Raw genomic sequence first — 13,631 nt, 5'->3', positions numbered from 1 at the left:
GCTTTTTTGTTAGCCTTTCACTAGTTGGTTAACGGTCCAGTACTCTAAAACAGCATTTAACTTGTACTCATAATCCTCATATTTTAAAGGCTTTATTACATAACCTGCGATACCAACTTCATAACATTTTAGTAAATCTGCTCTATTTTCAGATGTGGTTAAAATAATTGTAGGTAAATAACGCAATTGTTCATCTGCCTTTAAAATAGATAGAAATTCAATACCGTTCATTCTCGGCATATTCAAATCTAAAAGTATGATATCCGGTAATTTTTCACCTGATCTTAAATATGTTAATGCTGATTCGCCATTTTTGGCTTCTACGATATTATGCTTTAAATTAAGTTTAGAAACTGTACGTTTCAACTTCATTACTTCTATTAAATCGTCTTCTATTAAAAGGATGTCCATTGTGGTTTATTTTTGATACTACAAAGGTGGGAGATTAGTTACAAATAATTTGACCAGTGTAGACGAATGACGGTTTACTGTCGGTGAGTGGTAATTATCTGCCGTTGAGCTTTTTACAGTTTCGTTAAAATGTACGGTCAGGATCAAAAGCGTCTATAGGCATACTAGTCTTATTTCCAGACAATAACTCTGTAATAAGCATACCTGTGGCAGGGCCTAAACTCCACCCCATCATGGCATGACCTGTACCAATAGTTAAGTTTTTAATTTTTGATGATCTGCCAATGTAAGGTAAGCCATCTGGAGAAACTGGCCGCAATCCTGTCTTTACATTCTTTATTTCAGTTTCGTTGATTTTTAAATTTGGATAAAATGAATGTGCTCCATTTACAATGGCTATAACACGTTCATTTCTTACAATGTTATTATTCCCAGAAAACTCCATGGTACCTGCAAATCTAGTAAACCCGTTCATAGGCGTAACCGCCATTTTAGACTCCATTAAAATAGCCGGTATTGAAATTCCAGTATCACGCTCCACATTAATTCGATACCCTTTACCACCTTGCAAAGGCAGTTTTAGTTTCATTTTTTTAGCAAGTTCCCCACTCCATGATCCTGCAGCCAATACTACCTCATCTAGCTGATAATTGTCCTTATCTGTAATAACTTCTATTATTTTGTTGCCTGAGCTATTTATATCAACAACTTCTTCGTTTGTTTTAATGGTAACACCTTTACCTTGAAGGTATGCCAGCAATTTGGGCATAATTTCAGTTGGTGTTGTATGCCCGTCACATTCATAATGTATGGCTCCTTCAGCATTAATTTTCACATTGGGCTCTAATTGATGTAATTCTTCCTTATTTAAATCAGAAACTTCTAGGCCTTCAAAGGCTACCCTTTCCGCAACTTGCTTTTCATGTAAATAGGCTGCTTCTGTTTTATACATCATTAAAAGCCCTTTTCTTTCTAGTTGAAAATCGCCCAAATCTCCAGAATTTTTAATATCGGTAAACAATTCTCTGCTTATTAGGTTAATTTCTTTTATAGCCGGAATTGCCTTTTCAACTTTTTCAGGTGTAGATGACTTATGAAAATACCAGGACCATTTTAAAAAATCCACATCTAATCTCGGTTTCATGTAAAACGGACTAGCGGAATTGAACATCATCTTAATACCTTTCGCTATCATACCTGGTGAAGCCAGTGGTATAATATGACTTGGGGTAATGTAACCTGCATTCACAAATGATGCGCCAGTAGTTATGTCGCCTTTATCAATTACCGTTACTTCAAAACCTTCTTTATGTAGATAATACGCAGTACTGAGCCCAACAATTCCTCCTCCAATAACAACGACACTTTTCATTTTCTGTATATTAAATTACTTGAAAACCGTGAGCGTACGGATCATCATCATCAATAATAATTGTATTCTGACCATATATTTTTGCCCACCCTTTTATACTAGGTACTACAGCAGAGATACTCGCTAAAGTAGTTTCTTTTTCTACACGACCTATAAATTGAGACCCAATGAAGCTTTCATGTATAAAATCATCACCTACTTTCAATTTTCCTTTGGCAAACCATTGCGCCATGCGGGCAGATGTTCCCGTACCACAAGGAGAACGATCAATTGCTTTATCGCCATAGAATACAGCATTTCTAGCAGTAGCCTTATCAGATATTGTTTTCCCCGCCCACAAAATATGACTCACATCTTTAATGGTTGCATCTTCTGGATGTATAAATAAATTAGGATATTTCAGATTGATTTTCTCCCGAATTTCTTGACTGAACTGAATTAGCTGATTGGCAGAATAGTCCTGCATACCGGTAAAATTCTTTTGTGGGTCTACAATGGCATAAAAATTTCCTCCGTATGAAACATCAAAAACCAATTCACCCAACGCAGAAGAGTCAACCGTTAGTTCAGTAGCTGCCAGGTAAGATTTTACATTGGTCAATTTTACCCAATCAACTTTTTCTCCGGTTTGCTGGTATGTAATATGTACCAAACCTGCAGGAGTTTCCATACGAACTTCACCAGGAGTTTTAGGCTGTATCAACCCCTCTTCAATACCAATTGTAATGGCACCAATAGTTCCGTGACCGCACATGGGCAAACATCCGCTAGTTTCAATAAACAAAATACCGAAATCATTATTTGGGTCGCTTGGCGGATAAAAAATACTACCGCTCATCATATCATGACCTCGTGGCTCAAACATCAACCCTTTTCTTATCCAATCATAATCCCTTAGAAAATGCTGACGTTTCTCGCTCATTGAAGCACCAACTAAGTCTGGACCGCCTTGTTTTATAACCCTAATAGGATTACCACAAGTATGAGCATCGATACAAACAAAAGTGCTACTGGCCATATTAAGAGTGCGTTATATGTTTCAGTTTTTAGTGTATTCCCCTTCTACCAATCGGGTAATTTTAAGAGGGTTTTCATTTTGCAGAGCCAATGGTAATAATTTATTTGGCCAATCTTGAAAAGAAACCGGACGCACCCACCTTTTAATAGCCGATGTACCTACAGATGTAAAACGAGGATCTGTAGTTGCAGGGAAAGGACCTCCATGGACCATAGAAGAATTAACCTCTACACCGGTTGGTACACCATTGAACAAAATTCGCCCTACCCTACTCTGTAAAGCATCTACAACGCCAGAATTATTCTCTAAATCTTCTTCAGAACCTAAAATAGTTCCTGTTAACTGCCCTTCTAGATGATTTAAGATAGCTTCTAATTCACTCGTATTCTCACATTCAACCACTACGGAAAAAGGTCCAAAAACTTCCCTATGTAATTTTGTATTTGCCAAAAAATCTGCACCATTCACTTTTAAAATAGAAGGTTTAGCAGTATTAGCATTTGTATCCTTCTTATAATCGGCAGTAATAGTTACTCCGCTCTGTGCTGACAATTCCATTTTACCTTCATTATATTTAGCATAGATGTTTGGATGCAACATGCAAGTAGGCTCCAGTTTTACTATTTCTTCTGATAATGTTTTTATAAATCCATCTAACTTTTCTCCCTTAACTGCCAACACCAAACCAGGGTTGGTACAAAATTGACCAGCACCTAAAGTAATTGAAGAAGCATATTTAGTTGCCCAAGCATCACCATCGTTTTCTAAGGCTGACGGTAATACAACCACTGGGTTAATACTCCCCATTTCTGCAAATACGGGAATAGGCTCATCTCTTTCATTTGCCAATCTATACAATGCCGTACCACCATTTATACTACCAGTAAAACCAACAGCTTTTACTTTTGGGTGTTTCACCAATTGCTGCCCTACTTCTATACCGCTACTGTTCAAATTAGAAAATACACCATTTGGCATACCCGATTTCTCAGCTGCCTTGATAATAGCAGAAGATACCAGTTCACCGGTACCAGCGTGCATTGGATGACTTTTTACAATTACTGGACAGCCTGCAGCAAGAGCACTTGCCGTATCTCCCCCAGCTGTAGAAAATGCCAAAGGAAAATTACTTGCACCAAAAACCACTACTGGACCTAGAGGAAATAGCATTTTTCTAATATCAGATTTTGGCATGGGTTCCCTATTAGGCTGTGCTTTTTCAATAACAGCCTCTACCCAAGAACCGTCTTTTAATAAATTGGCAAAAGCACGAAGTTGCCCCATGGTACGTCCTCGTTCACCTTTAGCCCTACCCTCTGGCAACCCGGATTCCTTACAGTAGGTATCAATTAGGTCATCTCCAATTGCTTCAATTTCATCGGCAATCGCTTCTAAAAATCCTGCCTTTTTAGCTCCTGAAAAATCTTTATATACTTTAAAAGCGGTTGTTGCCAAATCAACGGCTTCATCAATTTCATTGGCAGATGCTTCGTAGAATGTCCACTCTGTATCTTTATTTTGTTTAGGATCAAAAGTCTTAAAAGTTTTATTTCCTTTCTTTGAAGATTTGCTCCCTATTGCATTTGTACCGCTTATCATTTTCTATATTTATGGTGTTACTCAAAAGTAAATAAAGATGCTGAAACAAATTTCTATTCTTTCCTTACATTTCTATCCATATGCATATTTCTTACTTAGATATCAAAAAGTACTATTTCCTTAATTGATCTCCTTATAATTTGGCAATGTTGGTCTAGTTGCCATACCTTGTTTTATAATAGCCGCTACTCTTTCTCGTTCTTCGCCCACTAGAGGTAATCTTGGTGCACGGACATTTTCTGTGCCAATACCCGTTGCAACCTCTGCCATTTTTATGTTCTGCACCAATTGCGGACTAATATCCAACTCTAATAATGGTAAGAACCATCGGTAAATTTCTAAAGCTTCTTTAATTCTACCAGCTCTGGCCAACTCAAAAATTGCACATGTTTCTGCCGGAAAAGCACATACCAAGCCGGCAACCCAACCATCAGCTCCCATTAGTGTACTTTCTAAACCTAAAGTATCAACACCTGTTAACACGTTAAGTCTATTTCCAAATCTTGTTTTAATACGGGTAATATTAGATATATCTCTAGTAGATTCTTTTACCGCCTGTATATTCTCGCAAACCGTTAACTCCTCTAACATATCAAGAGTAACCATTATACCATAATCTATAGGGTTGTTATAAATCATAATCGGCAAATCTGTACTATTGGCAGTTTCTTTAAAATACGTGACTGTTTCATGGTCATTAGCCTTATACCGCATTGGCGGTAACATCATTAAACCTGTAGCACCACATTCTTTAGCTACTTCCGCAGCGTGTATTGCACCTTTAGTTGTTTGTTCGGCAATGTTAATGATTACTGGCACTTTACCTTCTACAAGATTTACGGTCTCCCTCATTAAAACTTTCTTCTCATCATAGGTAAGTGTACTAGCTTCACCCAAAGTTCCACCCAAAATTATTCCACTTACACCTGCATCTAGTTGCGCCTTAATATTTATTGAGAACATATCTAGATCAAGTTCATCTTTATCAGTAAATTTTGTGGTAACCGCTGGCATAACGCCTGTCCATGAAATACTCATTTTGCTTTCTTTTAGTTGATATCCAAAATTAGGTATAGCATGTTGCACTACATGTTGTAATATTATCCAGACATGGTACTATTCTACCATCTTATCATTCAATATTTAATTTATAGTGATAAATTAGATGCATATGAAAGTATTTCCTTTTAAAATACCAAAGCCCTTAGATGAACATTTAATAGTTCAAGTAGATAAGGAACCTGTTTTTTATAACAAGCTTCATCAACATGAAGAAATACAAATAAGCTACATCATAAACGGTAACGGAAAGTTGTTGGTAGGCGATAGCATTCATCAATTCTCTATGGGAGATATCTACGTTATTGGCAGTAACATGCCACATGTTTTCAAAAGCATACCAGGGCAGCAAGATGCGCATATGTTAACTGCATTCTTTACTGAAAAATCCTTTGGCACATCATTCTTTAAGCTACCATATTTAAATGACTTAGGCAATTTCTTTACTAATGCCGCCGGCGGATTCAAAGTAACATCAAACCAAAAACAGATTGCTCATCAATTATTAGAAATACAGTCTCAACAAAAACTCGACCTTTTTGTTTCCTTTTTATATCTTTTAGAAGAACTAAGTAAAGTAAATATAGCACCTCTTAGTAAGTTTATATACTCTAAAACGTTGAGTTCTACAGAAGGTAAGCGGTTACAGGACATTTTTGACTTCGTATTCAAAAACTTCCATCAACAAATTTCATTAGATGAGATAGCAAAAATGGCATATATGACACCAAATGCCTTCTGTCGTTTTTTTAAACAACGAACAGACAAGACCTTTTTTCAATTTCTAATAGAACTACGTGTTGCACATGCCTGCCAATTATTAATTTCCAATAAAGAGCTGAATGTTAATATGGTAGCAGAACTTTCTGGTTTCAACTCCATTTCTAATTTCAATAAGAAGTTTAAAAAAATAAAAGGAATTACACCTACGCAATACCAACAGTCTATTTCATCTTAAGATAACTTCATTATTTATAACGGTATTAATTTTAAATTGAAATATAGGTTTCTATATTTGCCATTCAATTTACTACAGGTATGCCCACGTGGTGGAATTGGTAGACATGCTACCTTGAGGGGGTAGTGTTCGTAAGGACGTGCTGGTTCGACTCCAGTCGTGGGCACAAAAAGGTTAGATTTAGGTCTAACCTTTTTTATTTTGATAATTTTAACTACTAAGTACCCCATGGCATTTTAATAAATTGTAGATTTGTTTAATCCTTTTTAAGAAAGTATGAACAATGTAAAAAAGCAATTTAGTATTAGAGACCTTGAAAACCTCTCTGGAATTAAAGCACACACCATCCGAATTTGGGAAAAAAGATACAATCTTTTATCTCCTGAACGTACCGATACTAACATTAGAACGTATAGCCTCTCTAGCCTTCAAAAGCTACTTAATGTTACACTACTCTACAACAACGGACATAAAATTTCTAAGATTGCTAAGATTTCTGATAAAGATATTCCGTACGTAGTACGCGAAATAGTAGCAAAACACAGTCATAAAAGTCAGGCAATTAATGCTTTTAAATTAGCAATGGTCAATTTTGATCAGACTATGTTCTTTAATACTTACAATGCCTTATTAAGTGAAAATTCATTTAGAGAAATTTTTAAAGAGACTTTTGTTCCTTTATTAAATGAACTTGGATTGCTATGGCAGACGGATACTATTAGTCCGGCTCATGAGCATTTTATGAGTAGTTTAATTAAACAAAAGATTTTATTAAATACCGAAAAGCTTCAACATTTAGAACCCACAAAAAAGGATAAAGTATTTGTGGCTTTTTTACCTGAGAACGAAATTCACGATATAGGCTTATTATATATTAATTACGAAATCATTTTAAAAGGATATAAGTGCATTTATTTAGGTCCCACAATACCTATGGAGAATCTAGAAGATGTGCTAAAGTATTTTGATGACATCTATTTTGTATCCTATTTTACAGTTTTTCCAGAAAAAGATAAGGTTAACAAGTATCTAGAGGACTTCTCTGAATTAGTTTCCAAGTATAACAATCCAAACTTTTGGATTTTAGGTAGACAGACAAATTTCATTGAAGAAGATACAAAACCCAACTTCTGTAGAACTTTTACTTCTATTGACAGCTTAGTTAACAACCTATAATCTTACAGGAATAAATGAATAAAAGTTGTATTGTAATCGGTTCTGGTTTTTCATCATTATCAGCATCATGTTACTTGGCAAAAGCTGGGTGGGACGTAACCATATTTGAAAAAAATGATACCGTTGGTGGTCGTGCATCACAATTTATAAAAGACGGATTTACTTTTGATATGGGTCCTAGCTGGTATTGGATGCCCGATATTTTTGACAAGTTTTTTGCTAATTTCAATAAACAAACATCAGATTACTATCAATTGGACAAGTTGAGTCCGGCCTATAAAATTTTCTTTTCAGATGATGTTATTACCATTGGTGATAGCATGGATAAAATTTGCGAGGAATTTGAACGCATAGAGCCAGGTAGCTCAAAAGCGTTAAAGAAGTTTATTGATAAAGCGCAAGAAAATTATGACATTGCTATCAATAAGGTGGTTCTAAGACCAGGACTATCACCTTTAGAATTGGTAACTAAAGAAACGATTTTAAAAGTCGACCAATTTTTTAAAACTATTAGCTCACAAGTACGTAAGTCTTTTAAAAACCCAAAATTGGTATCAACGTTAGAATTTCCTGTATTGTTTCTTGGCGCTAAGCCTAGTAATACACCGTCATTCTATAATTTCATGAATTTTGCAGATTTTGGTTTAGGTACATGGCACCCAAAAGGTGGTATGTATGAGGTAATCAAGGCAATGGAAAGCTTAGCAATAGAATTGGGTGTAACTATACATACAAATTCACCTATAAGTAAAATTATAGTTGATAACGGCAAAGCTTCCGGTGTAATATGTAATGATAAAACCTACAAGGCAGACAAAGTTCTAAGCGGTGCAGATTATCAGCATTCAGAAAGTTTGTTGGATGAAAAATACCAGCAATACAGTCAGAATTATTGGGAGAAAAAGGTTTTTGCACCCTCGTCTCTTTTATTTTATATTGGATTTGACAAAAAATTAAATAATGTAGAACATCATAATTTATTTTTTGATACGGATTTTGAATTACATGCTAAGGAAATTTACGACAATCCAAAATGGCCTACAAATCCGTTATTCTATGCCAATTTTCCTTCTATAACAGATGCGAGCATGGCTCCAGAAGGTTGTGAAACAGGTTTTTTCCTGGTGCCAATTGCAACAGCGCTAGAAGACACCGAGGAACTAAGAAATCAATATTTTGACATTATTATGGATCGTTTTCAAAAAAGAACCGGTCAAGACATTAGAAATAATATTATATTCAAAGAAACATTCTGTGTAAATGATTTTGTAGAACGCTATAATTCATACAAAGGAAATGCCTATGGTATGGCAAACACCTTAACACAGACCGCTTTTTTGAGACCAAATTTAAGAAGTAAAAAGGTCACAGACCTTTACTTTACAGGACAACTGACAGTACCTGGCCCCGGAGTACCACCAGCTTTAATATCTGGAAAATTAGTGTCAGAATTAATTATTAAGGACAACTAGTGATATATGAAAGATACTTTTGATCAAGTTTCGTACCAGTGCAGTAAAGTCGTTACCAAACGATACAGTACTTCTTTTGCTTTGGCAACAAAGATGCTTCACCCATCTATTCGTTTTCACATTTATAATATTTACGGTTTTGTGCGCTTTGCCGACGAGATTGTAGATACTTTTCATGACTACGATAAGAAAATACTTTTTGATAAATTTGAACAAGAGCTTGAAGCATCATTACGAGATAAAATCAGTCTTAATCCAATTTTAAATTCATTTCAACATACCTTCCACACGTATAGTATTCCTAAACATTTGGTTGATTCGTTTATGAAAAGCATGCGTATGGATCTAGTTAAGAACATCTACCGTACCGATGCTGAATACAAAGAATACATTTATGGTTCTGCTGATGTAGTTGGTTTAATGTGCCTGCAAGTTTTTGTAAAGGGTGATGTTGAAGAATTTAACAAGTTGAAAGAATCTGCTATGGCATTGGGTTCAGCATTTCAAAAGGTAAATTTTTTACGCGATGTAAAAGCCGATTTTGAAGAATTGAATAGATCTTATTTCCCAAATACCAATTTAAAGGAATTGGACGAAGCCTCTAAAAAAAGAATCGTTGAGGAGATTAAAGCAGATTTTAAATTAGGCTACCAAGGTATCGTAGATTTACCTGCTGAAGCTAAATTTGGAGTCTATACCGCTTACAAGTATTACTATAAACTGCTTAAAAAATTGCAGGGCACACCCTCTTTGGAAATTAAAAACGCCCGGATACGAGTACCTAATTATCAAAAATTTGGACTACTAGCGCGTTCTTATGTTAAATATAAAATGAACTTAGTATAATGAATATAGTTATTTGGATATTGATTTTTCTAGGGACATTCTTGTTCATGGAATTTATGGCGTGGTTCACGCATAAGTATGTAATGCATGGTTTTTTATGGAGTCTTCATAAAGATCATCACAAAAAAGTCCACGATTCTTGGTTTGAAAGGAATGATGCCTTTTTTATTTTCTACGCTATCGTTAGTATGTCTTTGTTTTATGCAGGCACTACCGGTTTTTGGTATGGCTACCCATTAGGATTCGGGATACTAGCTTACGGGATAGCCTATTTTCTAGTGCATGACATTTTCATTCACCAACGTTTTAAACTATTTAGAAACGCTAATAATTGGTATAGCAGAGGGGTTAGAAGAGCGCATAAAATGCATCATAAGCATATTGGCAAAGGAGACGGAGAATGTTTTGGGATGCTTTTTGTACCCTTTAAATATTTTAAAAAATAAGTTTTAAGTAGATAGCACCAATATTTATTCTGCGATAAGTTGATTTAGAAGCTCATCAACTTTTTCATTATCCCAATCAGCAATGGCATTTTGGTGAATTACAATGGCACCATTTTTATCAATTACATAAGACCCTGGTGGTTTTAGTAATGATATAGGGCTTGGTTCTCCAATAATTTGATAAGTTACAGGAAAAGTATAACCCTGTTCTTCCATAAAAAGCTCTACTGGAGCCCTCTCTTCATTGGTAATTACATAGAACTTCATCTTGTCACCATAAGTATCATAAAGATATTGTATGTCTTTCAATTGCGCTTGAGAAGGCATATGCCACGATGTCCAAAAAGTAATAAAGGCAACCTGCCCTTTGGCTTCGTCAAAATTAAAAAACTTCCAATTTGCATCTTTCAACTTCCAGTCGTAGTCAGTTATCTTACCTCGGTTTTCTGGTTGTATAATAGTTGGGGATGTGGCAAAAACCCTGTTGAGAATAATCTTGCTATAATCACCTAAAGGGGTAACAAAAAAAGAAAGTACGAAAGCAATGATCAATAAGGTAAAAACCGTTTGTCTCTTCATAAAAGTTAGATAGGCATCAAAACTAAAAAACTCCTGATTAATATCAGGAGTTTTCCTTACAAATTTTGAGTTGTTGAATTATGAGGCATTTTCCCTCTTAATAACGTTTAAAGCAGAACCTTCTCTATACCACCCTATTTGAGCTGCATTGTAAGTATGGTTTACTTTGATAACATCTTTACTACCATCGGCATGAACAACCTCAACGGTCAACTGCTTATCCGGTGCAAATTCTGCTATGTCTATAAAATTAAAAGTATCGTCTTCTTGAATAAGGTCATAATCGCTTTCATTAGCGAACGTTAACCCAAGCATACCTTGCTTTTTAAGATTTGTTTCATGAATACGAGCAAACGATTTAACTATTACTGCAGCAACACCTAAATGACGTGGCTCCATTGCAGCATGCTCACGTGAAGAACCTTCACCATAATTGTGATCACCAACAACAATACTTCTTATTCCTGCTGCCTTATATGCGCGTGCAGTATCTGGCACTCCGCCAAACTCTCCGTTCAATTGGTTCTTGACCATATTCGTCTTTTTGCCAAATGCATTTACAGCACCAATTAGACAGTTATTAGAGATGTTATCTAAATGCCCACGAAAACGCAACCATGGTCCTGCCATAGATATATGATCCGTTGTACACTTACCAAATGCTTTGATCAATAACTTTGCCCCCATTAAACTTTCGTCCTTAATTGGAGTAAAGGGCTCTAATAATTGTAATCTTTCAGAATCAGAAGCTACTTTTACCTCTACGCCTGACCCATCTTCATTGGGAGCAAGGTAGCCTGCATCCTCTACTGCAAAACCTTTAGGCGGCAATTCCCAACCTGTAGGTTCATCAAACATAACTTCCTCTCCTTTTTGGTTAATTAGCTTATCCGTCATCGGATTGAAGTCTAATCGTCCTGAAATAGCTATTGCCGCCGTAATTTCCGGCGAAGCAACAAAGGCGTGAGTATTTGGATTACCATCTGCACGTTTAGCAAAGTTTCTATTAAAAGAATGGACAATACTATTTTTAGGTGCATTTTTAGGGTCATTGTAACGCGCCCATTGACCAATACATGGTCCGCACGCGTTAGTAAATATTTTGGCATCCAACTTTTCAAATATTCCAAGGATACCATCACGGTCAGCTGTATATCTTACTTGTTCAGAACCAGGGTTGATTCCTAATTCCGACTTCATTTTAATTCCTTTATCAATAGCTTGTTGAGCAATTGAGGAAGCCCTAGATAAATCTTCATAAGAAGAGTTCGTACAAGAACCGATTAATCCCCATTCAACAGCCAAAGGCCAATCTTGAGAAGTAGCCTTTTCTGTCATATCGCTACCTACTTTCGTAGATAAATCTGGCGTAAAAGGACCATTTAATAATGGTGTTAATTTAGAAAGGTTTATCTCAATAACCTCATCAAAATATTGCTCAGGGTTTGCGTACACCTCAGAATCTGCGGTTAAATGTTCTTTCACTGTATTTGCAGCATCTGCAATATCAGCCCTGTCGGTAGCTCTTAAATAACGCTCCATAGACTCATCATAGCCAAAAGTAGAAGTGGTTGCCCCTATTTCTGCTCCCATGTTACAAATAGTTCCTTTCCCTGTACAAGAAAGGTTTTTGGCTCCTTCGCCAAAATATTCCACTATAGCCCCTGTTCCACCTTTTACGGTAAGAATCTCAGCAACTTTTAATATAACATCTTTTGGTGCTGTCCAACCAGAAATATTACCGGTTAACTTAACACCTATTAATTTTGGAAACTTAAGCTCCCAAGCCATACCTGCCATTACATCAACAGCATCCGCACCACCAACACCAATAGCAACCATACCTAACCCACCTGCATTAACAGTATGTGAATCCGTACCAATCATCATCCCACCCGGGAAAGCATAATTCTCTAATACTACCTGATGAATAATACCTGCACCTGGCTTCCAAAAACCGATTCCGTATTTATTTGAAACAGACTCCAAGAAGTCAAAAACCTCTGCACTAGTCGTGTTCGCTGATTTTAAATCTGCAGTAGCACCATTTTTAGCTTGGATCAAGTGATCACAATGAACTGTTGTTGGTACTGCAACCTTTGGCTTACCGGCTTGCATAAATTGCAATAAAGCCATTTGGGCAGTAGCATCTTGACAAGCAATACGATCCGGAGCAAAATCAACATAATCCTTTCCTCGGGTGAATGCTTCGGTCGGGCTACCATCCCACAAATGAGAATATAAAATCTTTTCTGAAAGCGTAAGTGGCTTACCTACCACCTCTCTTGCCTTGTCTACACGTTCCGACATGGAAGCGTAAACCTTTTTAATCATATCTATGTCAAAAGCCATAAAATTTATTTATAAAAATTGTTAATCTATCTTACCTGTACAAGATACAAAATGTAAGGTGATTTTAAGAGCGCATATGAAATTAAGAATGATTATAAAAAATGCGGTTATAAAAGCCTGTATAGCTATATAAGCTTTTTTTGAGCTTCTTATTCTTTGAAGATTTTCGATTTTGATCAATATATTTAAAGAAATACAAATTCAACTATACTGTATAGCTCTGTTCCATATTATTTGTAGACACATTCAACTTGACTAAAATCTATGACCCTACCTGTAAAAACGCTTATAAAACAAACTTTTATATGATTTAAACTTGATGTAATTTTGACCAAAATTGAAA

12 protein-coding genes and 1 tRNA gene are annotated in these 13,631 nt (G+C 35.9%); 6 read left to right on the top strand and 7 right to left on the bottom strand.

Going from position 1 to position 13,631, the window contains the following annotated elements; translation table 11 throughout:
* Positions 1-9 precede the first annotated feature (9 nt).
* From P177_RS06480 to P177_RS06460, 5 genes are all read right to left on the bottom strand, one after another.
* Positions 10-411, bottom strand: a complete 402-nt coding sequence (locus P177_RS06480; protein WP_036153114.1) for a response regulator — start codon at positions 409-411, stop codon at positions 10-12.
* A 124-nt stretch (positions 412-535) separates the two neighbouring features.
* Positions 536-1,783: an NAD(P)/FAD-dependent oxidoreductase gene (locus P177_RS06475; protein ID WP_036153111.1), complete on the bottom strand. Its 1,248-nt coding sequence runs from the start codon at positions 1,781-1,783 to the stop codon at positions 536-538.
* Positions 1,784-1,793: 10 nt separating this feature from the next.
* Positions 1,794-2,801 carry a 4-hydroxyproline epimerase gene (locus tag P177_RS06470; RefSeq protein ID WP_036153109.1) on the bottom strand — a complete coding sequence of 336 codons (1,008 nt, stop codon included), beginning with the start codon at positions 2,799-2,801 and terminating at the stop codon, positions 1,794-1,796.
* A 21-nt stretch (positions 2,802-2,822) separates the two neighbouring features.
* The gene (locus P177_RS06465; RefSeq protein WP_036153108.1) at positions 2,823-4,400 is read right to left on the bottom strand and encodes an aldehyde dehydrogenase (NADP(+)); all 1,578 of its coding nucleotides are present in this window, start codon (positions 4,398-4,400) and stop codon (positions 2,823-2,825) included.
* A 120-nt stretch (positions 4,401-4,520) separates the two neighbouring features.
* Complete coding sequence (locus P177_RS06460; RefSeq protein WP_036153106.1) at positions 4,521-5,438, bottom strand: dihydrodipicolinate synthase family protein; 918 nt, start codon at positions 5,436-5,438, stop codon at positions 4,521-4,523.
* A gap of 133 nt (positions 5,439-5,571) precedes the next feature.
* On the opposite strand from P177_RS06460, the gene P177_RS06455 reads away from it, so the two are divergent.
* From P177_RS06455 to P177_RS06430, 6 genes are all read left to right on the top strand, one after another.
* Positions 5,572-6,417: an AraC family transcriptional regulator gene (locus P177_RS06455; protein ID WP_036153103.1), complete on the top strand. Its 846-nt coding sequence runs from the start codon at positions 5,572-5,574 to the stop codon at positions 6,415-6,417.
* Positions 6,418-6,499: 82 nt separating this feature from the next.
* A tRNA-Leu gene (locus P177_RS06450) sits at positions 6,500-6,583 on the top strand.
* Positions 6,584-6,693: 110 nt separating this feature from the next.
* Entirely contained in the window at positions 6,694-7,593 is a 900-nt protein-coding gene (locus P177_RS06445; RefSeq protein ID WP_036153101.1) for a MerR family transcriptional regulator, read from the top strand.
* Positions 7,594-7,607: 14 nt separating this feature from the next.
* A complete protein-coding gene (locus P177_RS06440) occupies positions 7,608-9,065 on the top strand; it encodes a phytoene desaturase family protein (protein WP_036153098.1) in 1,458 nt (485 codons plus the stop codon).
* A gap of 6 nt (positions 9,066-9,071) precedes the next feature.
* Entirely contained in the window at positions 9,072-9,911 is an 840-nt protein-coding gene (locus P177_RS06435; RefSeq protein WP_036153095.1) for a phytoene/squalene synthase family protein, read from the top strand.
* A complete protein-coding gene (locus tag P177_RS06430) occupies positions 9,911-10,357 on the top strand; it encodes a sterol desaturase family protein (protein ID WP_036153093.1) in 447 nt (148 codons plus the stop codon). Before P177_RS06435 ends, P177_RS06430 begins: the two co-directional genes overlap by 1 nt.
* A 24-nt stretch (positions 10,358-10,381) precedes the next feature.
* Here P177_RS06430 and P177_RS06425 read toward each other — a convergent pair whose 3' ends face one another.
* The gene (locus tag P177_RS06425) at positions 10,382-10,936 is read right to left on the bottom strand and encodes a TlpA family protein disulfide reductase (RefSeq protein WP_036153091.1); all 555 of its coding nucleotides are present in this window, start codon (positions 10,934-10,936) and stop codon (positions 10,382-10,384) included.
* Positions 10,937-11,014: 78 nt separating this feature from the next.
* On the bottom strand, positions 11,015-13,288 hold the full coding sequence (locus P177_RS06420) for an aconitate hydratase (RefSeq protein WP_036153088.1): 2,274 nt from the start codon (positions 13,286-13,288) through the stop codon (positions 11,015-11,017).
* Positions 13,289-13,631 lie beyond the last annotated feature (343 nt).

It is taken from the genome of Maribacter forsetii DSM 18668 (assembly GCF_000744105.1).
GTDB lineage: Bacteria > Bacteroidota > Bacteroidia > Flavobacteriales > Flavobacteriaceae > Maribacter > Maribacter forsetii.
Note: the sequence above shows the minus strand (reverse complement) of the source record. Positions and strands in the feature narration are given on the sequence as shown.

Coding starts and splice junctions, on each gene's coding strand:
- P177_RS06480 (WP_036153114.1), bottom strand. CDS start 411: ATGGACATCCTTTTAATAGAAGACGATTTAATAGAAGTAATGAAGTTG.
- P177_RS06440 (WP_036153098.1), top strand. CDS start 7,608: ATGAATAAAAGTTGTATTGTAATCGGTTCTGGTTTTTCATCATTATCA.
- P177_RS06470 (WP_036153109.1), bottom strand. CDS start 2,801: ATGGCCAGTAGCACTTTTGTTTGTATCGATGCTCATACTTGTGGTAAT.
- P177_RS06420 (WP_036153088.1), bottom strand. CDS start 13,288: ATGGCTTTTGACATAGATATGATTAAAAAGGTTTACGCTTCCATGTCG.
- P177_RS06435 (WP_036153095.1), top strand. CDS start 9,072: ATGAAAGATACTTTTGATCAAGTTTCGTACCAGTGCAGTAAAGTCGTT.
- P177_RS06445 (WP_036153101.1), top strand. CDS start 6,694: ATGAACAATGTAAAAAAGCAATTTAGTATTAGAGACCTTGAAAACCTC.
- P177_RS06475 (WP_036153111.1), bottom strand. CDS start 1,783: ATGAAAAGTGTCGTTGTTATTGGAGGAGGAATTGTTGGGCTCAGTACT.
- P177_RS06430 (WP_036153093.1), top strand. CDS start 9,911: ATGAATATAGTTATTTGGATATTGATTTTTCTAGGGACATTCTTGTTC.
- P177_RS06460 (WP_036153106.1), bottom strand. CDS start 5,438: ATGAGTATTTCATGGACAGGCGTTATGCCAGCGGTTACCACAAAATTT.
- P177_RS06465 (WP_036153108.1), bottom strand. CDS start 4,400: ATGATAAGCGGTACAAATGCAATAGGGAGCAAATCTTCAAAGAAAGGA.
- P177_RS06455 (WP_036153103.1), top strand. CDS start 5,572: ATGAAAGTATTTCCTTTTAAAATACCAAAGCCCTTAGATGAACATTTA.
- P177_RS06425 (WP_036153091.1), bottom strand. CDS start 10,936: ATGAAGAGACAAACGGTTTTTACCTTATTGATCATTGCTTTCGTACTT.